The organism is Arthrobacter sp. ISL-72, from assembly GCF_018613755.1.
Lineage (GTDB): Bacteria > Actinomycetota > Actinomycetes > Actinomycetales > Micrococcaceae > Arthrobacter.
Map to the genome: position 1 here is coordinate 1 of NZ_JAGGPP010000029.1, position 18,476 is coordinate 18,476.

The 18,476-nt window shown below is 64.7% G+C and carries 20 protein-coding genes and 1 pseudogene; 9 read left to right on the forward strand and 12 right to left on the reverse strand.

The window, feature by feature from the left end:
- The 7 genes from J7I92_RS19960 to J7I92_RS19990 form a co-directional block, all read right to left on the reverse strand.
- Nucleotides 1–1,284, reverse strand: a 1,284-nt coding sequence (locus tag J7I92_RS19960) for an acetyl/propionyl/methylcrotonyl-CoA carboxylase subunit alpha (RefSeq protein WP_214843355.1), incomplete at its 3' end; no start/stop codon positions are given.
- Between the two features lie 24 nt (nucleotides 1,285–1,308).
- Nucleotides 1,309–1,833, reverse strand: coding sequence for an acetyl-CoA carboxylase biotin carboxyl carrier protein (gene accB / locus J7I92_RS19965; RefSeq protein ID WP_251040230.1), 525 nt, complete (start codon nucleotides 1,831–1,833; stop codon nucleotides 1,309–1,311).
- Nucleotides 1,823–2,851, reverse strand: a complete 1,029-nt coding sequence (locus tag J7I92_RS19970; protein WP_214843357.1) for a hypothetical protein — start codon at nucleotides 2,849–2,851, stop codon at nucleotides 1,823–1,825. The genes accB and J7I92_RS19970 overlap by 11 nt, the downstream gene beginning before the upstream one ends.
- Nucleotides 2,814–3,362: a hypothetical protein gene (locus J7I92_RS19975; protein ID WP_214843359.1), complete on the reverse strand. Its 549-nt coding sequence runs from the start codon at nucleotides 3,360–3,362 to the stop codon at nucleotides 2,814–2,816. Before J7I92_RS19975 ends, J7I92_RS19970 begins: the two co-directional genes overlap by 38 nt.
- Entirely contained in the window at nucleotides 3,335–4,144 is an 810-nt protein-coding gene (locus J7I92_RS19980) for an MBL fold metallo-hydrolase (protein ID WP_214843361.1), read from the reverse strand. The genes J7I92_RS19975 and J7I92_RS19980 overlap by 28 nt, the downstream gene beginning before the upstream one ends.
- Nucleotides 4,047–4,988, reverse strand: coding sequence for an alpha/beta hydrolase (locus tag J7I92_RS19985; RefSeq protein ID WP_214843363.1), 942 nt, complete (start codon nucleotides 4,986–4,988; stop codon nucleotides 4,047–4,049). The genes J7I92_RS19980 and J7I92_RS19985 overlap by 98 nt, the downstream gene beginning before the upstream one ends.
- Complete coding sequence (locus J7I92_RS19990; protein ID WP_214843364.1) at nucleotides 4,981–5,469, reverse strand: hypothetical protein; 489 nt, start codon at nucleotides 5,467–5,469, stop codon at nucleotides 4,981–4,983. Before J7I92_RS19990 ends, J7I92_RS19985 begins: the two co-directional genes overlap by 8 nt.
- A gap of 119 nt (nucleotides 5,470–5,588) precedes the next feature.
- Between J7I92_RS19990 and J7I92_RS19995 the strand changes: the two genes are divergently transcribed.
- The 7 genes and pseudogenes from J7I92_RS19995 to J7I92_RS20015 all read left to right on the forward strand — a co-directional run bounded on the left by J7I92_RS19995 (nucleotide 5,589) and on the right by J7I92_RS20015 (nucleotide 11,921).
- Nucleotides 5,589–6,272, forward strand: coding sequence for a TetR/AcrR family transcriptional regulator (locus tag J7I92_RS19995; RefSeq protein WP_214843366.1), 684 nt, complete (start codon nucleotides 5,589–5,591; stop codon nucleotides 6,270–6,272).
- Nucleotides 6,273–6,603: 331 nt separating this feature from the next.
- A complete protein-coding gene (locus tag J7I92_RS20000) occupies nucleotides 6,604–7,272 on the forward strand; it encodes a flavin reductase family protein (RefSeq protein WP_214843367.1) in 669 nt (222 codons plus the stop codon).
- A 52-nt stretch (nucleotides 7,273–7,324) separates the two neighbouring features.
- Nucleotides 7,325–8,224 (forward strand): FAD-binding protein, encoded by a 900-nt coding sequence (locus J7I92_RS24425; protein ID WP_311380445.1) that lies wholly within the window; start codon nucleotides 7,325–7,327, stop codon nucleotides 8,222–8,224.
- Entirely contained in the window at nucleotides 8,221–9,276 is a 1,056-nt protein-coding gene (locus tag J7I92_RS24430) for a GMC oxidoreductase (protein WP_311380446.1), read from the forward strand. Before J7I92_RS24425 ends, J7I92_RS24430 begins: the two co-directional genes overlap by 4 nt.
- A gap of 8 nt (nucleotides 9,277–9,284) precedes the next feature.
- Nucleotides 9,285–10,288 (forward strand): annotated as a pseudogene (locus J7I92_RS20010) (AMP-binding protein); the annotation flags it as partial.
- 153 nt (nucleotides 10,289–10,441) lie between these two features.
- A complete protein-coding gene (locus J7I92_RS24435; protein WP_311380447.1) occupies nucleotides 10,442–10,753 on the forward strand; it encodes an AMP-binding enzyme in 312 nt (103 codons plus the stop codon).
- Between the two features lie 43 nt (nucleotides 10,754–10,796).
- Nucleotides 10,797–11,921, forward strand: a complete 1,125-nt coding sequence (locus J7I92_RS20015) for an enoyl-CoA hydratase/isomerase family protein (protein ID WP_251040228.1) — start codon at nucleotides 10,797–10,799, stop codon at nucleotides 11,919–11,921.
- A 457-nt stretch (nucleotides 11,922–12,378) separates the two neighbouring features.
- Here J7I92_RS20015 and J7I92_RS20020 read toward each other — a convergent pair whose 3' ends face one another.
- The 5 genes from J7I92_RS20020 to J7I92_RS20040 all read right to left on the reverse strand — a co-directional run bounded on the left by J7I92_RS20020 (nucleotide 12,379) and on the right by J7I92_RS20040 (nucleotide 15,548).
- Nucleotides 12,379–12,663 (reverse strand): hypothetical protein, encoded by a 285-nt coding sequence (locus J7I92_RS20020; protein ID WP_214843369.1) that lies wholly within the window; start codon nucleotides 12,661–12,663, stop codon nucleotides 12,379–12,381.
- 351 nt (nucleotides 12,664–13,014) lie between these two features.
- Nucleotides 13,015–13,224, reverse strand: coding sequence for a hypothetical protein (locus J7I92_RS20025; RefSeq protein ID WP_214843370.1), 210 nt, complete (start codon nucleotides 13,222–13,224; stop codon nucleotides 13,015–13,017).
- Nucleotides 13,225–13,810: 586 nt separating this feature from the next.
- Nucleotides 13,811–14,179, reverse strand: a complete 369-nt coding sequence (locus J7I92_RS20030) for a Fic family protein (protein WP_214843371.1) — start codon at nucleotides 14,177–14,179, stop codon at nucleotides 13,811–13,813.
- A complete protein-coding gene (locus tag J7I92_RS20035; RefSeq protein WP_251040229.1) occupies nucleotides 14,176–14,382 on the reverse strand; it encodes a ribbon-helix-helix protein, CopG family in 207 nt (68 codons plus the stop codon). Before J7I92_RS20035 ends, J7I92_RS20030 begins: the two co-directional genes overlap by 4 nt.
- A 233-nt stretch (nucleotides 14,383–14,615) precedes the next feature.
- Nucleotides 14,616–15,548 (reverse strand): LysR family transcriptional regulator, encoded by a 933-nt coding sequence (locus tag J7I92_RS20040; RefSeq protein ID WP_214843372.1) that lies wholly within the window; start codon nucleotides 15,546–15,548, stop codon nucleotides 14,616–14,618.
- A 169-nt stretch (nucleotides 15,549–15,717) separates the two neighbouring features.
- Here J7I92_RS20040 and J7I92_RS20045 point away from each other — a divergent pair, with 169 nt between their 5' ends.
- Nucleotides 15,718–17,022, forward strand: coding sequence for an SRPBCC family protein (locus tag J7I92_RS20045; RefSeq protein ID WP_214843373.1), 1,305 nt, complete (start codon nucleotides 15,718–15,720; stop codon nucleotides 17,020–17,022).
- Nucleotides 17,019–18,434 (forward strand): ferredoxin reductase, encoded by a 1,416-nt coding sequence (locus tag J7I92_RS20050; RefSeq protein ID WP_214843374.1) that lies wholly within the window; start codon nucleotides 17,019–17,021, stop codon nucleotides 18,432–18,434. Before J7I92_RS20045 ends, J7I92_RS20050 begins: the two co-directional genes overlap by 4 nt.
- Nucleotides 18,435–18,476 lie beyond the last annotated feature (42 nt).

The following is an 18,476-nucleotide window of genomic DNA, read 5'->3' on the forward strand; positions in this document are numbered from 1 at the left end:
TGGACTGCTAACCGGGGCCCAATCAGTGGTGACCCCGTCGACGACGAGTTCGTCGAGAGCGCGGATCATCCGGGCGATTGCCTCATTGCGATCCTGACCCCAGCAGATCAGCTTTCCGATCATCGAATCGTAGAACGGAGGGATGCGGTAGCCCGACTCGATGTGGGTGTCCATCCTCACTCCGAAGCCGCCGGGTGAGCGGAAGTTGGAGATCGTCCCCGGGCCGGATGCGAAACCCCTGTCCGGGTCTTCCGCGTTGATGCGGCACTCGATTGCGTGGCCGCTGAAGACGATGTCGTCCTGTTCCAGGCCCAGAGGCAGTCCTCCGGCGATGTGCAACTGGAGCTTGATGAGGTCGATGCCGCTGACCATCTCCGAGACGGGGTGCTCCACCTGGATCCGGGTGTTCATCTCGATGAAGTAGTACTTGCGCTCGACGTTATCGAAGACGAACTCGACGGTGCCGGCATTCCGATACCCCACTTCCTTGCACAGGGCGACAGCGGCCTGAGCCAGGCCCTGCCGAAGATCTGCGTCCAGGACCGGCGACGGCGATTCCTCCACCAGTTTCTGGTTGCGTCGTTGCGCTGTGCAGTCGCGCTCTCCCACATGCAGCGCGGTGTGGCCATCCGAGATCAGCTGGATCTCGATATGCCGGATGTCGGTGAGGTAGCGCTCGATGTAAACCGAGGGATCGCCGAAGGCGACTTCGGCTTCGGACATGATTTCCGCCAGGTCCTTCTCGAGCGTTCCGGCCGTTTCCACGACGCGCATGCCTCGTCCACCACCGCCGGCAGCCGCCTTGATGAGGAGGGGGTAGCCCACCTCGCCCGCCACCGCCAGCGCTTCGCTGAACTCGGCGATCGCGCCCACCGAGCCGGGCACGGTTGGCACCCAGGCTTGACGTGCGATCTTCTTGGCCTCGATCTTGTCGCCCATGCGCCGGATGACATCGGAAGCGGGGCCGATGAAGACGACACCCTCCTCTTCGCACATGGCGGCGAAATCGGCGTTCTCGGACAGGAAACCGTAGCCGGGATGGATGGCATCAACCTTGAACGCCAACGCCGCCCCCAAAACCGCGCGGGCATCGCGGTAGCTCAGTTTCGCTTGCGCGGGACCGATGCAGACGGCCTGATCCGCCATCTTGACGGGCAGAGAGTCCGCATCGGCCTCGGAATAGGCCAGCACGCTGCGGATACCCAGTTCCTTGCACGCCCTGATGACGCGCAGCGCGATCTCTCCGCGATTGGCGATGAGCACGCTTTTCAGCGGTTCAACCATCCGCTCCTCCTTTGACGTCACCGGTCATGCCCTGCGCTTGATCACCATGAGCGGCTGACCGTATTCGACTGCCTGCTCGTTCTCGACCAGGATTCTCATGACGGTGCCCTCGACCTGAGCCTCGATGTTGCTCATCAGCTTCATGACCTCCACGATGCACAGCACCGAGTCGGCAGCGACACCGTCACCGACCGAAACGAAGTTGGGGGCCCCGGGCTTCGGTGACGCATAGAAGGTTCCGACCATCGGCGCCTTGATCAGCACCTCGTCGGGCGCCAGCGCGTCAGGAGATGACGGTTCGCTCGCGGAGGGTACCGGCGCGGCGACAGCCGGTGGCGCCGGATCGGCGGCGGCCTGTGCGGGCGCCGGAGCGGCGGCGGTCGGAATCACGGGAGCAGGCGTCGGCGGTGCGGCGGGCTGCTGCCGGTCGCGGGAGATGAACAACTCCATATCGCCGTACTTGAGCGAGACTTCGCGCACGTCCTCGGCTAGGTTCACCCAATCGACGATTGCTCGGAGTTCTTTAATATCAGGTGGGTTAAGCGGCATCTTCACTCTTTCCTTTTTCGATGCTGATCTGCAGATCTCCTGCTTTCAGCGATTTCGTTCCGGTCGCGCTCTTCTCATGGAGCGCCTTGATCAGGCCGAAGAACGGCAGGGGAATCTCATCGGCGTTTCCGCCCGCGGCCACGGTCTTCTTCATCTCGTCGACCTGGGAACCCGCGAACATCGCCCGGAGAAGCAGAAGGTCGATGCTCTCGTCGGGATAGCGCTCCCGCAGGTCGAGGAGCATCGGCGCGATCGGGGCGGGCTCGAGTGCAATGTTCGAGGCGCCGTTGGCGATGATCCGCTCCATCAGTTCCGGCTCAATGGGGGCCAGCAGCGTGCCGTAGTAGCCGAGGGCGTACTTCTTGATCTCGTTGGGCACCATTGAGTAACGTTCACCGGAGATCACGTTCATCACCGCCTGGGTTCCCACGAACTGGGCGAACGGGGTGATCATGATCGGGAACGCCAGCTCGGACCGCACTCGGGCCACTTCATGGAGCAGCTCGTCGAAGCGATGCGAGAGGCCCGCCGTAGCCAGCTGCGAGTGGAAGTTCGACAGCATGCCGCCGGGAAGCTGGTGCATGAAGTGCAGGCCGCTGTACGCGACAGGATGGCCGACTGGTTTGTCTTCCGCCTCAGCGATGGCCGTCAGCTGCTTGCTGATCGTCTCGATCCGCTCGTCGTCGACGTTGACCGTATAGCCGAGCGCCCGCAGATCGCGCACGATGTCCTGCGTCGCGGGCTGGGCGGCGCCATTGGCCAGCGGCGCGATCGAGGTGTGCAGCGCGTCGCAGCCCAGTTCCACCGCCTCGAGATAAACCAGCGGCGCCAGCCCCGTCAGGCAGTGGCTGTGCAGCTCGAGTGGCCGGTCGCCGATGACCGCTTTGAGGGCGGGCACGAGGGTGCGGATGCGGTCGGGCGTCAACAGGCCGCCGGCGTCCTTGAGCATGATGGCGTCGACATCGGCCTTCTCGATCAGCTCACGGGCCTTGGCGACGAAGAGCTCGTCGGTGTGCACCGGCTCTCGCAGAACGAGACCGCCCAAAGGTGGAGGCGCCGAGCTCCTTCGCTCGGATCAGGCCGGGAGCGATGTTGTCGACGTCGTTGAGCCCGTCGAACGAGCCGATCACCCGGAAGCCGTTGGCGTACAGGTTCTCCACCCAGGCCTCGATGACATCGTCGGCCAGAAAGTCGAAGGCGGCGATGTTCTTGGAGCGGATCAACGCCCTGAAGGTGGTGTTGGGCGCGTGCTTGTGGGCCAGCCTCACCCGCTCCCAGGGGTCTTCTTTCAGGTACCGGACTGCCACATCGAACTGGATCGGTGCTACCAAGTCGACCTGCTCGAAACCGACCTTGTCGAAATCGCTCGCCATAGAAACGATGTGATCAGTGCGCATCCGCGTAGCCCACAGGCTCTGATGCGCATCGCGCAGGGTCGTATCGATGATCTTTATCTCACGACGGCTGTTCGCCGGTCGTCCCCCAAGACTCATCACGGAGGTTATGGTTTCCGGGTTATTGGTCCACATCCATCGATCTCCAAGATTATCTTCCGCGGTGTTGCCGAGGAGGCGTGCGCGCCGTACCAGACCGGGCCGATGTTGAGCCGGTCCGGGTAGCGGGCGATCATCTCGTCGAAGAACTCGCGAGGAGTGGGTTTCCCGGCGAGCAGCCGTTGCGCGTCGCGAAGGTACTGACGAGGCTGGTCGATGATGGCTGGGTCGTCAGGCAGGTCACGGTTCTTGTGCCCGGCCACCACAGCGCGGAGTTCGAGCGACTCGACCACGTCGAGCGCCGCCAGCCATGAGTCGAATCCGCCGCCGGGGGTCTCCAGCAGCATCTGGTGCACGCCGTTATAGACGACGTCGCCCCCGACGACCAGGCCGATCGAGGGGACGTGCAGCACGGTGGTGTCATCGGTGTCGGTGTGGCCGACCTCGACAGCGGTGATCGAGTGTCCCTCCAGTTCGAACCCGCCGGTGGGGATCGGCCGGAAGACGAGCGGGGTGTCGGGGATCAGGCCGGGGAAGTCCGAGTCCCAGAACTGCTCGCGCGCTTCGACGTTGCGGCGCATGATCCCGATGGTGCCCTCGGTGGCGTACGGAATGGCGCCGGGAAAGCGTTCGAGCAGCTCGCCGGTGCCGAACCAGTGGTCACCGTGGCCGTGCGTGGCGTAGATGTGAGTCAGGCGCTTGCCCGAGCGCTCCACCCAGTCACCGACCTGCCGGATCTGTTCGCGGGTGAACGGCGGGTCGACGAGCACGGCATCCCGGTCGCCGGTGATCAGCGTCGAGGCCAGCGGGGACGACACGATCGGGCCGCCGTCGGGCAGCCGTTCGGACCGGGCGCGCGGGACGCCGTCCAAGACCAGCACCTCGTAGTGTAGTTCGGTCATGATGTCGGTGTTCCTTCCGGTGCGAGAAAGGGCTTGAGCAGGGCGGCAACTTCGGCGGGCGCTTCGCGGGGAGCCAGGTGCCCGACGCGCGGCAGCACTTCGAGCCGGGCGCCCGGTATGCGGTAGGCCAGCTCCTCGGCGTGGACGAGCCCGGTGGAATCGCGTCGGCGTCGCCGCGGGCGGTGTCGATCGCCCGTTTGCGGGCGAGCTCGGCGACGGGACCGCGCAGTGGCGCGATGGCGGGGACCTGCGCAACCAGGGCCTTGACCCGGTCGTCGTTCGCGGCCAAATGTACGGCGAAGCCGCCGCCGAAGCTGGTGCCCCAGAGCCCGATCCGGGCGGGATCGACGTTCGGTTCCCCTTCGATGTAGTCCAGCGCCGCGCGCAGGTTCGCGATCCAGGCGGACGGATCCACCAGGTTTCGGATGAACCGCACCCGAGTGAGCGCCTCATTGCCGTCCTCGAGGCCGGGCGCTTCACCGACCAGTTGCAGCGGTGATCCCGAACCGAACCAGCTGCTCTGGGTGAAGGTCAGCGTGATCATGCCCGCGGAGGCAAACAACGCCGCGTAGCGTTCCGCGGTCAGCTTGCTGCCACCCCAGCCGTGCCCCAGCACGACCGCGGGCAGCGCGGCGTCGGGTTCGATGGTCGTCGGCCGGTACACGTCCGCGTCCAGCGCGATGCCGTTGCTCCACACCGTGACCGGATGCCGCCGGACACCGTCGGGCATGACCAGCGGCGGATAGACCTTTTCAGACATGGCTGATCTCCTCCGGGGACGATTCCCGTGGCCAGGCGCCCTCGAGCGTGTCCTGGTCCGTGGCCGCTGCCTGGACGCCGATCACCCGCCAGCCAGCGTCGGATTTGGCCACCTCGAAATGCGTGGCCCAGCGCTGGATCTCGGTCTCGTCGGCCGCCCGCCGCGACCAGATCACCTCGATCGCGGCGCCGACGGTGTTGTAGACGAACACGCGGCGATCGGGTACCACGGTGTGGCTGTATCCCGCCGCGCGCAGCGGCGCGTGATTCTGCTCCAGGAACCCGAGCACGCTCTCGTCGTTCAGGCACCAGAACGACTGCTCCAGGCCGGTGACGTGCAACGGGGTGCCCCAGTAGCCGTGGATGAACTCGGGCCCGTCCGCGGAGGTGCCCGCGGCGGCCGCGACCCAGCGCGGCAGATAGTCCTCGAAGAACCACTCCGTCACCTCGGCGCGCGTGGCCGTGATCCGGTCATTAGACATGTCAGTAGTGTCCTTTCCAGCAGTCTCCGTTGGCTGCTACCCATCATTAAAGGAACTGGTGCGTTCCTTTGTCAAGGGTCAGTTGTTCAAACCGGAGATGCTGTGCGATGTTGGTTCCCGTGACAGCGGAACAACATGCCACCCCGAACGGGTCCCCGCGGGCAGTGAGCCCGGGCCGGCCACCGAACTCCACGGTCGCCGCCCGGCTGCGCCACATCCTCGCCGTCGCGTCGGCCGAGTTCGTGAGCCGGGGATACGCCGAGGCCAGCGTCTCGCGCATCGCCGCCGATGCCGGCGTGTCGAAGAAGACGATCTATGCCCGGTATCCGAGCAAGGAGGCCTTGCTGCTCGCGGTCACCGACGAGCTGGCGGCGCGCCTGCACGAACGGGTCATCGCCGCGATGGCCGACTCCGCCGGCGACCCCGAACAGGCGCTGACCAGCTTCGGAATCCAGGTGGCGCGAATCTGGGTCGGGGCCGAAGAAATCGGGCTGTACCGGTTGATGATCTACGAGGCGGTGCGCTTTCCCCGGCTGGCGTCGGTCTACCGCGAAACGATGGCCCGCTTCCGCGGCACGCTGGCCGACTACCTGCGCGAGCAGGCCGAGCTGGACACCTTGGCCATCACTGATCCCGATGCCGCCTCACACCAGTTCGGGATGCTCGCCTACAGCGACATCCGCGAGAGAGCCCTACTGGGGGAAACCGTTACCGACGAGGACATCACCACGGTGGTACGACGGGCCGTGCATGTATTCCTCAACGGCTATGCGGTGTCGCCGAAGGTGGGCCAGTCCGGCTGATCAGCGGTCTGCTCTTGCCAACTCGGTGGGCGCGCGCTCTTGACAAAGGAACCCATGAGTTCCTTTACTGGAGGGAGACCCCGCACTCCAGGAGATCCGATGGACTTCGCCGAAGGTGCGCACAGCGACGTGACGCACCTCAGGCCGCGCGGCGAGAGCCGCCAGCCGTTGTCGTTCGAGCCGTTGGGCCCACTGTCCTTCCTGGACGCACGTCGACCGAAAAAATTCAGAAATACCTGCTGCGCTGGCGCCGTCACCCGATCGATGACGGTGAGGGTAACCGAACCACTCCGCACTGACCGGCCTGTCCGGAATTCGAAAGGAACGCCCGATGTTCATCGACGCCGAAAGTCTCGACGCGAAATCAGCGTACAAGCTGCTGATCGGCAGCGTCATCCCGCGACCCATTGCCTGGGTCAGCACCGAGTCGACCGACGGGATCGGGAACCTGGCACCGATCTCCTTCTTCACCGTCGCGGGCCGCAAACCCCCTCGGATCTCGTTGTCCATCCAGCCCCGCTCCGATGGCGTCACGCTCAAGGACAGCTTCGTCAACATGCGCGACACCGGGGAATTCGTGACACACCTGGCGACCCTGCCCCAGGTGCTTCCGTTGCACATCAGTGCGAGTGAGTTCGAGCCGGACGAGGATGAGTTCGACGCCATCGGCCTGAAAAAACTGCCGAGCCTCGCGGTGAAGCCACCCCGGATCGAGGGCGCGCCGATCGCGTTCGAGTGTGTGGTCGACCGGATTGTCCCCGCGCCGGACGGGCTCAACCACATGGTGATCGGCCGGGTCGTCCAGTTCTACATCCGCACGACCTCTACCTGCCCAGCGGGCGGATCGACACCGGTGCGGTGGCGCCCGTCGGCCGTCTGGCCGCCGAATACACGGTGGTGGACAACGCCTTCGTGCCACCACTGGACAGCGAAACCCTCGCACACTTCGCCGGCCGCCGGATGCGACGGCTCGACAAGAACGACGAGGACTACTCGATGATTGACACTTCGGAGTGGTCACCGTCGGGATCGCTCATGCGAGGCCACGAACAATGACCGATGAGACACGCGTTTTCCCCCACCAAGTGGCCGGACACGACCGCCGCTGCACGACCTACCTCACGGGCAACCACACCATCGCCGAGCGCATGTATCGGCACAACCCCGCCGACCTGTCCACCACGCTCGGGCTCGCCGTTCCCGCCGAGCTGACCCAGACCGGGGACCGGGGACCGGGGACCGGGGACCGGGGACCGGGGGCAGTGTTCATGACGATCCCCGCTGTCAGTGAATCCGACTATGACGTGATCGTCGTCGGATCGGGTTTCGGCGGCAGCGTCGCGGCGCTGCGGCTCACGGAGAAGGGCTACCGGGTCGCGGTGATCGAGGCGGGCCGCCGGTTCGCTGACGACGAGTTCGCCAAGACGTCGTGGGATCTCAAGCGCTACCTGTGGGCGCCCGCGCTCGGCTGCTTCGGCATCCTGCGCATTCACCCGCTCAAGGACATCATAGTGATGGCCGGCGCCGGTGTCGGCGGCGGTTCTCTTGTCTACGCCAACGCGATGTACCGGCCGCCCAAGCCGTTCTACTCCGATCGGCGGTGGGCGCACATCACCGACTGGGAGTCAGAGCTGGCGCCGCATTACGACCGGGCCGACCGCATGCTGGGCGTGGTCACCAACCCGACCGTGACGCTCTCCGACGAGGTGATGCGCGCGGTCGCGGCCGGGATGCGCGTGCCGGAGTCGCACCAACCGGCACCGGTGGGGGTGCACTTCGGCGAGCCCGGCAAGACAGTCGACGACCCGTACTTCGGCGGCGCCGGGCCGCAGCGCACTGGCTGCACCGAGTGCGGGTCCTGCCTGACCGGCTGTCGTGTGGCGCGAAGAACACCCTGGATAAGAACTACCTCCACCTCGCGGAGCGCGCCGGCGCGAAGGTCATCCCGATGACCACCGTGGACTCGGTGCGACCGCAGCCGGACGGGTCCTTCATGGTGGACGTCCACAAGACCGGCAAGCGGTCGCGCCGCCACGGCCGGAGCCTGACCGCCCCCCAGGTCGTGCTCGCGGCCGGCACCTGGGGTACGCAGCGGTTGCTGCACCGGATGCGGGACACCGGTGTCCTGCCGGAGCTCTCGCCACGGCTGGGTGAACTGACCCGCACGAACTCGGAGGCGATCGTAGGGTCCAGCCGGTCCACCGCCGACCCCGAGCGTGACTTCACCCGGGGCGTGGCGGTCACGTCGTCGATCCATCCGGACGAGCATACACACATCCAGGCGGTGCGCTACGGCAAGGGCAGCAACTCGATGAGCCTGCTCCAGACCGTCGCCACCGACGGCTCGCTGCCCACGCCGCGGTGGTTGCAGGCGCTTCGGACCTTCGTGCGGGAGCCGGTCAAGTCGGTGAAGTTGTCTAACGGCTACCAGTGGAGCGAGAGCACGGTGATCCTTCTGGTGATGCAGAACCTGGACAACTCGATCACCACGTTCACCAAGCGCGGCCTGTTCGGGCGCCGGAGGTACACTTCGAAGCAGGGCCACGGCGAGCCGAACCCGGCGTTTATCCCGGCCGGGCACGAAGCGAACCTGCGCACGGCCGAGCGCATCGGCGGCGTCGTGGGCGGGACGTGGGGCGAGATCTTCAACAAGCCGATGACTGCGCACTTCTTCGGCGGCGCGACGATCGGAACCTCGGCGGATGACGGCGTGATCGACCCGTACCACCGCGTGTTCAACTACCCAAGTCTGTCCGTTGTGGACGGAACCGCGCTGACCGCGAACCTCGGAGTGAACCCGTCGCTGACCATCACCGCCCAGGCTGAGCGTGCCTTTGCGTTCTGGCCCAACAGGGGCGATGCCGATCCGCGCCCCGCCCAGTCACAGCCGTACCGCCGGCTGGACGTTGTCGCCCCGGACCACCCCGCCGTGCCGACACGGGCTCCGGTAGCACTGCCGCTGCCCCTGCCCCGACCCGCTTCAACTGAAAGGCCTTCGCCTTGAACCTCGCGATGAATCTGATCCGTCAAGCCGATACCAAACCCGACCGGACGGCGATCCGGCTGGACGACGTCGTGCTCAGCTACGCCCAGCTCGAGGACGCGACCCGGAAAGTGGCGGGCCTGCTTGCGGAGCGCGGTGTCCAGCCCGGCGAGCGGGTGGCGGTCATGCTGCCCAACGTGCCGCAGTTCGCAGTGTTGTACTACGGCATCCTGCGCATGGGTGGCGTAGTGGTGCCGATGAACCCGCTGCTGAAGGAACGCGAAGTCGCGTACTACCTGGGCAACTCCGGCGCGAAGCTGATCTTCACGGCGGAAGGGTGCCGCGCGGAGGCCGAAGCCGGCGCGAAGCAGGCCGACGCCGAGGTAGTCGTGGTCCAGGCCACCGACTTCGCCGCGCTGCTGGCGGCCGTGACCCCGGTCCAGGGCATCGCGCAGCGGGCCGGGACCGAGACGGCGGTCATCCTCTACACCTCCGGCACCACCGGACAGCCGAAGGGCGCCGAACTCACCCACGCGAACCTGGCCCGCAACGCCGAGGTGTGCGTCGACGAACTGTTCGGCCTCACCGCCGAGGACGTGGTCTTCGGCGGGCTGCCGCTGTTCCACGTGTTCGGGCAGACGTGCGGGCTCAACGCGGTCATCGCGGCCGGCGCGACACTGACCCTGCTCCCCCGGTTCGATGCGGCGAAGGCGCTGGAGATCCTGGTCCGGGACCGGGCAACGGTCTTCGAGGCGGTGCCCACCATGTACATGGCCCTGCTCAACCACCCTGGCCTGGCCGAGCACGACCTGTCGGCGCTGCGCATCTGCGTTTCGGGCGGTTCCGCGATGCCGGTCGAGGTCATGACCTCCTTCGAGCAGTCCACCGGGCCACGGTGCTGGAGGGCTACGGGCTGTCGGAGACATCCCCGGCGGCGTCGTTCAACCTGTCCAGCCACCGTCGCGCCGGCTCGATCGGCACGCCGATCAGCGGCGTCGAGTTCCGGCTCGTTGACGAACAGGGCGCCGACGTCGGACCAGGGGAAATCGGCGAGATCGCCGTCCTCGGCCACAACGTCATGCGGGGCTACTGGGCGAAGCCCGAGGAGACCGCGAAGGCCATCCGGGACGGATGGTTCCACACCGGTGATCTGGCCCGGCGGGATGATGACGGGTTCTACTTCATCGTGGACCGCAAGAAGGACATGATCATCCGTGGTGGATACAACGTCTACCCGCGCGAGATCGAAGAAGTGCTCTACGGGCATCCCGCCGTCGCCGAGGCCGCGGTGATCGGTGTGCCGCACGCCGAACTCGGTGAGGAGATCGCCGCCGTCGTGACGCTCAAGCCCGGCGCCGTGGCAACTCCGGACGAGTTGAGGGACCACGCCAAAAGCAAGGTCGCCGCCTACAAGTACCCGCGATTGGTCCACGTCCTCGAGGCGCTGCCCAAGACCGCGACCGGCAAGATCCTCAAGCGCGAGATCAAGCTCGGCTGACCCTGCCCACCCGGCGGAGCGACTGGAACAGAGCGGAGACAGCATGCCCGAGGAAACAACAACGATGACCGCGCTCGAGAAGGGCGGCGTCACCCGCGTCCAGGACGGCGCGGTCGTCACCGTCACCCTGAACCGACCCGAGAATCGCAACGCCATGCGGCCGAGCACGTGGGCCGCCCTGGCCGCGGTCGGTGCCTCGATCGGCGATGACGTCCGCGTGGTCGTCCTCCGGGGGGCAGGCGAGGCGTTCAGCGCGGGCCTGGACCTGCGGCTCTTCTCCGGGGAACGGATCGGTGACGACGCCCCAATCACCGACCTGTTCACGGCAACGCAGGAAGAGTTCGATCGCGCGGTCGCGACCTACCAGGAAGGCTTCTCGTGGCTTCGCGACCCTAATTTCATCAGCGTCGCGGCGGTGCAGGGCTACGCCATCGGCGCAGGCTTCCAGCTCGCGCTGGCATGTGACATCCGCATCGCCACGGATGACGCGAAGTTCAGCATGCGCGAACCCACGCTCGGCATCATCCCCGATCTCACCGGGACCAAGCATCTGGTCGAAGCCGTCGGCTACTCCCGCGCACTGGAATGGACCGCCACGGCACGGTTTATCGGTGCCGAGGAGGCCCTCGCGAGCGGCCTGGTCAACCAGGTGGTGTCCCGCGACATGGTAGATCCGGCGATCGCTGAGCTGGTCAACGGTCTGATCGCACATCCGCACGGCGCCGTCACAGCCACCAAGTCTCTCCTGCTCGGCGCAGTGGAGCGAGGCTTCGAAGAACAGCGCGCCGCGGAGCGCGAGGCGCAGTTCCACCGATTCGCGGCCCTCGCCGCCAAGTTGAACCAAAGTAAAACGCTGAGGCGCCCCCTCGGCCCGTCAGCCAACTCCGCCAGTTCAAACTCCGTCAGCTCGGCGATCCCATCACCGAGCGCCAAACCAAGGACTCAGCGGACCAAGGCCTCACCCGCCCGGATGGGAAGCAGCCTCATCGGGACGACGTCTTGCAGATGGCTGTGGTGGATGTCGTATCGCGGTGCGGGCCGGTCCGCGGTGAACGCCTCGACAACGATGCCGACGACCCGTTCGACCGGGTCACGCGAATGTCGAGCGGGCCGAACTCCATCCGTATGGCGATCGAGAGCTTCGACGCCGAACTTGCTCGCCGAGTAGGCGCCCGTGAACGGCAGCGTGCGGCTACAGCTGGCCGAGCTCATGTTGACGACCCTCCCACCCTAGGCGATGAGAGGCAGGAACGCGCGGGTGATGTTGTGGATCCCCGACGAAATTCACGGACCGGACCTTGAGAAACGCGTCGGCGGTCAGGTCACGACGCTGCGACCATGCCCAGTCCCCGACCATGACCATCTCGATGCCGGTGGACGCGGAAGGGTCGGCCGTGTTGCCCGGCACGACCCGGACCGCGACGGGGATGCCCGTGGAACTGCACTGATGACTCCCCGCTGTAGGCAGTAGGAGTCGCACCACGGCGATGTATTTGAATTCAGACCCGATGAACGGCTCTGCGTCCTGCTGCCGCAACATGAACATGGACACAGATACCGTCAGATTTCGCCACGCCTCACTTTCATTTCTGTTGCCGGAGGCCTACTCCGGAAGGAAAGGGAGGTCAACCCTTGATTTCCCGGGTCAGGACTTCAAATTCCTCGACGTCAAGAACCTGCAGGTGTTGCTCAGCGCTGGTTTCAGAACGGATCTTGTCCGCGGCTTGCCGGCTGTCATCGAGGCTAGTCTGGCTCTCCCATAAGGTGATCGACATCGACTTTTGACCGTTTCCGAAGAGATAGTAGATCCCCTTGCACCCGGGAAGTTCCAGCACCCGGTTGATTGTTTCTTCTGTCGGCGCCCCCGTGTTGTCTGCGCTGGGCCGATATGTGCTGACTCTTGCTAACATGATCCCTTCCTTGGACGCTTCACCGGGCGGCAGACTGCCTCCCCTCCAATGTGCTCGCCTCTTCGAACCAAGTAAGAACTCAATAGCCTTTCCCAGTCAAGGGTCAAGCCCGCCGTGGGGCGCCTCACTATCGACGTTTCCGGGTCCACAGCCTCCGTCTGCGGACTGCTCGAGGGGATGACGTTTCATCACGGTCGCCGCACCCTGGATGGCAGACTTGATGGAGCAAGCCGGGTCACACCCGGGAGGCCAGGGCAGACTAATTCGGCACATAGAGGCTCACTGGTTACATCCAAGTCGGACGACCCCTCGGTCGCGTGTCGAATGGGCCCAGCAGCTGCTGCTCCACGCTTACACGCACAGCAGCACCAAACACTCGGCGGCCATCCTCACCGCGATCGCCTTCGTCAATTGGTGGGAAGGCCGAGGCAGCAAGGCCACCAGTTCCTGGAACTCGCCCTCGAAGCCGACCCCGCCTACCGACTGGCCAGGCTCAGCGACCTCGAACACTGCCGCATCCCACGCCTCCGGGTCGGAATTCCACTCCTGTGTGTGCTCCACCGACCGAAAGATGTCCAGGAGTACCTCCCAAACGCAGGTAAGTCATACCGTCCCCCTCCGGCATCCCGACATGAACGAGTCAGAACAGATAAATCGGAACTGCCCGTCAGCCTCGGAGCAGAGACACAAGCAATCAGCAAGTCATGTTGTCTCCGGCCCTAGCCGCCATGAACTGATGAAGACGAAAAACCAACGGGTAAAGACCATCAAGGATGAACTTTTATAAGGAGCCCGTTCAGGCGGGACCCAGCTCGCCGGACTGAGCCCGCTCCCCCACACAACCGAATACGGGCCTCCGGGAACCCACGCCCCCGGAGAACCAGGTCAGAGGCTAAGTGTGCACACTGTGCACACAGATAAGCGCCAATTTGAGAGAAAAACGCCCCTGACCTGCGGAAACACTGTGCCCGAGGTGGGACTCAAACCGGACCCCAGCCCCTGCAAACACCGGGAACTCTTGAAAACATGCGGAATCCGAGCCAGTCCGGCCGATGTACCGCCCAGTCCGAAGCCCAAAGTGTGGATTACTGTCCACACCTCCTATTTGCCACCTCGAAGCATCTCCGAACCGCAGGCAAACGCACGGCTACCGTCTGACGAGGTGGGTCGCAATCGTCCTCGCGCTGTCTTCCAGTGAGACGTCGCCCGCTGCCACACCATCGACGAGATTGAAGGCCGCGTCAGTGCTGAAGTCATGCCGGTAACCGTTGATCCAGAACATCAGAACCATCAGCGTCCAGGCCGCGCGCTTATTGCCGTCGATCAGCGGATGGAAGCGCGCCACCGACTCCATCAACGCCGCCGCCTTCATCGCTAACTCCGGATAGGCCTCCACACCCATGACCGATGTTGCCGGCCGGGCAAGGGCAGCGGCCAGAAGCCCGATGTCAGTGATCTGAAACCCGTACCGGTCAACGACCTGCAGCGCATCCTCAATCTCGAGGTACTCGGTCACGCATCCTCAAGGCGCGTCAAGAGCTCAGCGTCATGGCTCATCACGAAATCCAGCCCCTCGCCGATATCACGGGACCGACGGTGACGCTGCAGGACAAGCTCTGCGCCCTGGAGCAGCAACGCAGACTTCGAGGTATGTTCCTCGGCAGCCAGTTGGTCCAAACGCCGATCCAGGTCTTCGGGGACACGCAGATTCATAGCCATCTACCAAATCAGTACCAGCAATGCGCTTTGCGCCAAACCTACGTGATACCTAAATCTGTTTCATCGAATTCGACGAACCGATGGTTATCGACGTTCAAAGATTGACCGGGGGAGGCTCCGAGGAGCCAATCCTGGGCGGCCCGTCGAGTGCGGCGAAGAAGGGCGGCCGCGCGGACGTGTCGCCACCTTCTGGACCTGCTGGCCCGTCGGCAACGAATCGCGACCATGCGATTTCAGAGATCGTCTTCGGGTCGGGCGGCGAGGATCCGATTGGCCCTGGCCTGCAGGATGCCGAGCGACTCCTGGATCAGGGGCGATGCGATGCTGCCCCTGCGCACCGCAGCGACAATACGGCGCGCCGGCCTCCCCTTGCCAGTAATGCGCACTCGAACCACGTTTTCGGCACTACGCAGGGGCGCCAGCCGCGGCAGCAGGCCCACGCCGAGCCCCGCACCAACGAAGGCGATCTGGGTTTCCCACTCAACGGCCTCATGGGCAATCCGCGGTGTCACCCCCACTGCCGTGAACGCCGCAGTGAAAAGGGAATGGTAGGTGGAACCGGCGGCCTCGGTGATCCAGGGTTCCGACGCCAGCTCTTCGAGCGTCACCGTTTCCCGCGATGCCAACGGATGGTCGGCAGGAATGATCACGTCCAGGGGATCATCAAGCAGAACGGTCTGCTCGAAGCGCGGATCGTCCTCAACATATGTGTCGGACTGCATGGCGACGATGACCGCGAGGTCGATTCGCTCTGCAACCAACAAGTCGAAACAGCGGGCCGGGTTGGCCTCGAGTACCTGCACCTCCAGCAGGGGGCGTGTTGAGCGCAGGGTGGCGGCCAGCGGCGCGAGCAACTGGGCGGCGGCCGTCGAGAATCCACCGAGGCCAAAACGGGACTGCACCTGGTCGCCGGCCTCCATGGCCGCGGCGCGCAGGCTCTCCCATTCCGCAATGAGGGTGTCTGAGCCGGCCACGAGAAATCGCCCCGTGGCGGTGAGGCGCACACCCCGGCCGTCCTTCGTCAGCAGCTGCATTCCAAGCACGCGCTGGAGCTCGCGCAATTGCGCGGAGACCGCGGAGGGGGAATAACCCGTGAGCTCGGCAGTTGCCCCAACGGTACCGCAGCGGGCGAACACCCGAAGTGTTATGAGCCTTTGATCGATCATTCACCCATCATGCACCCTTTGTGCACGGTTATCTCCTAAATATTGCGCTTTTGTTGCAGGTCAATCATCTCTAATCTCGTACTACGAAGACTTTGATAACGCCGGTGCGACGACGCACCGCGGTCTCCACGAATCGCATACGCTCACCCAGCCTCCCGGGAGGAAACCCATGACTGCTCCAGTGAACTTGCCCCTCAATTCACGCGGAAAACTCGCTTCATCTTTGCCTGCAGAGCAGCTGGCGGAAATCACCGAGTTGTTCGAGTTCCGGCGCGCGGGATATTCCCTTGATGCGCCCTTCTACACCGACCCGACGATTTTCAACATCGACATGCAGGCCATTTTTGGCCAGCACTGGATCTTTGCCGCCAGCATCGCCGAGCTGCCGGAGCCGGGCGACTACGTCACCGTCGACTACGGGCCCTACTCCCTGATCGTGCTGCGCAATGACGACGGCGGCGTGAACGTCCTACACAACGTGTGCCGCCACCGCGGCGCCCGCGTCCTGACCGAACCCGCGGGGACAACGGGAAACCTGGTATGCGGCTATCACTCCTGGACCTACTCCCCCAACGGCAATTTGATTCACGCCTCGGCACCGGGGGAAACGAAGTTCGATAAGGGCTGCTTCGGGCTCAAGGGCGCCCACAGCCGCGAGTTCGCCGGACTCATCTTCGTCTGCATTGCGGACGAACCGCCGACGGATTTCGACGAAACCGGAAAGATCTTCGAGCCTTACCTCGCGCCCCACGATCTGTCGAAGACGAAAATCGCCTACCAGCAGAACATCATCGAGGAGGGCAACTGGAAGCTCGTCATGGAGAACAACCGTGAGTGCTACCACTGCGACGGCCACCCGGAGCTCGCCTGTTCCCTCTTTCCCACCTGGGGCCTGACGGAGGGCCTGGTCCCGGCCCATCTCGAGGAAGTGTGGGACCGCAACAAGGAAGCACAGTCCTCGCTCGAGGAGCGTTGCCGCCGCTATGGCCTTCCCTATGAGGTCATCGAGGAGCTTGACACGCGCATAGCGGGAATCCGCATCTCACGGGAATCGCTCGATGGTGACGGCGAATCGTTCTCGCCCGATGGGCGCAGGCTTTCCAAGAAGCTGCTCGGCGACTTGCGGGACTTCCGCCTTGGCCGCTGCTCGATGCACCTGCAGCCCAACAGCTGGTTCCATTTCCTTGGGGACCACGTCATCACGTTCGGCGTCTTCCCCATCAACGAACACCAGACACTGGTACGCACCACCTGGCTGGTTGCTGACGACGCCGAGGAAGGCGTCGATTACGATCTGGAGAAACTCACCTACACTTGGAAGCAGACAAATCTGCAGGACAAGGCGTTCGTGGAGCTGTGCCAGAAGGGTGCCGGCAGCCCCGCCTACCAGCCCGGCCCATACATGAAGAGCGAATACCAGGTCGAGGCGTTCATCAACTGGTACGTGCAGCGGGTGCAGGAGCACTTGGCATGATTGAACTCCTCACTGAGACGGCAATCCAGGAACCACAGCGCATTCGCGGTCTTGAGATGCCGTGGAACAGGGTAATGGGCAGCACCGAGGGACCCGCCCGCGCCGCCCGTGCATTGGGCCCCTGGCATCCGCAGGAGTTCATGGCCGAATGTGTCGAGACCGTTCCCGAGGCGGGCGGCATGATGACCTTCGTGTTCCGCCGCTGCGACGGTGCGCCCCTGGCGTTCCGTGCGGGCCAATACGTGAACGTCGCCTTTCCCGTGAACGGCGAGGACCAGGATCCGGTGGACCGCAGCTACTCGCTGTCCAGTTCGCCCACAGAGCCGTGGACCTTCAACATCACAGTCAAATGCGACCCCACGGGACTGGTCTCACCGTGGGTGCACGAGAACGTCAAACCCGGCACCGTCCTCGAGATGCTCGGACCGGTCGGGGCATTCCACTTGCCCGATGCCGACCGGCGGGCACGGTACCTCTTGCTGGCCGCCGGTGCAGGCATCACCCCCATTATGTCGATGGTGCGGACCATCCACTCCCTGCCCGGACAGGCCGATGTCGTGGTGCTATACCATGGGGCGGAGGCCGGAGGCTTTGCCTTCCACCGGGAGTTGGCCTACATCGCCTCCGTGGACTGGCGCGTCAAGGTCTTCTACTCCCTGGGCGACCGCAGCATACCCGAGGGGTGGGACGGGCTCAGCGGAAGGCTGACGGCGGCCATGCTCGACGAGGTGGCCCCCGATGCCAACGGCCGCCAGGTCTATGCCTGCGGCCCCGAGGGTTACCTGAACACCGCCACCGAGCTCCTCAAGAAGGTCGGCGTCGACGACACCTCCATTTACATGGAATTCTTCTCGGGAGATCGCCAGACGCTCCTTGAATACCAGGCGGAGCTCGCGCATGCGGCCGACATTGCAGAGGAAATCGCCGAGGAAATCGCCGATTCCGCCGAGGACTACTATGAAAGCCAGCCCACCGCGTTTGGGCTTTACGAGCCCGGCTACGACGCTGATGGAACCCTGAAGGCCGCGGGGCTGCCGCTGGAAACCGTCGGCCCGGACGCGCCCTATTCCGGAGCCGCCGACGGCAGTCCGGACGTGGGGCCCGAGGCCGCGTCCCCTGATGCCTCGAGCTTCGACACCGTGGGAACGGGAAGCCTCACCCTGTCCTTCATGCGCACTGGCATCAACGTGCGCATCGACCCCACCGAACACATTCTCGGGGTGGCCCAGCGTGCGGGCGTCAGGATCGGCGCGAACTGCAAGGAAGGCATGTGCGGCTCCTGCAAGGTCGTCAAGCTTTCCGGGGAGGTCGAGATGAACCACCAGGGCGGGATCCGGGCACGGGAAATCGATGCGGGCAAGTTCCTGCCCTGCTGCTCCACCGCGCGGACCGATTTGGTGATCGACGCCTAGGAGCCTGCTGAATTAGTGGCTTTCGTGGTCTCTGGGCAGTCG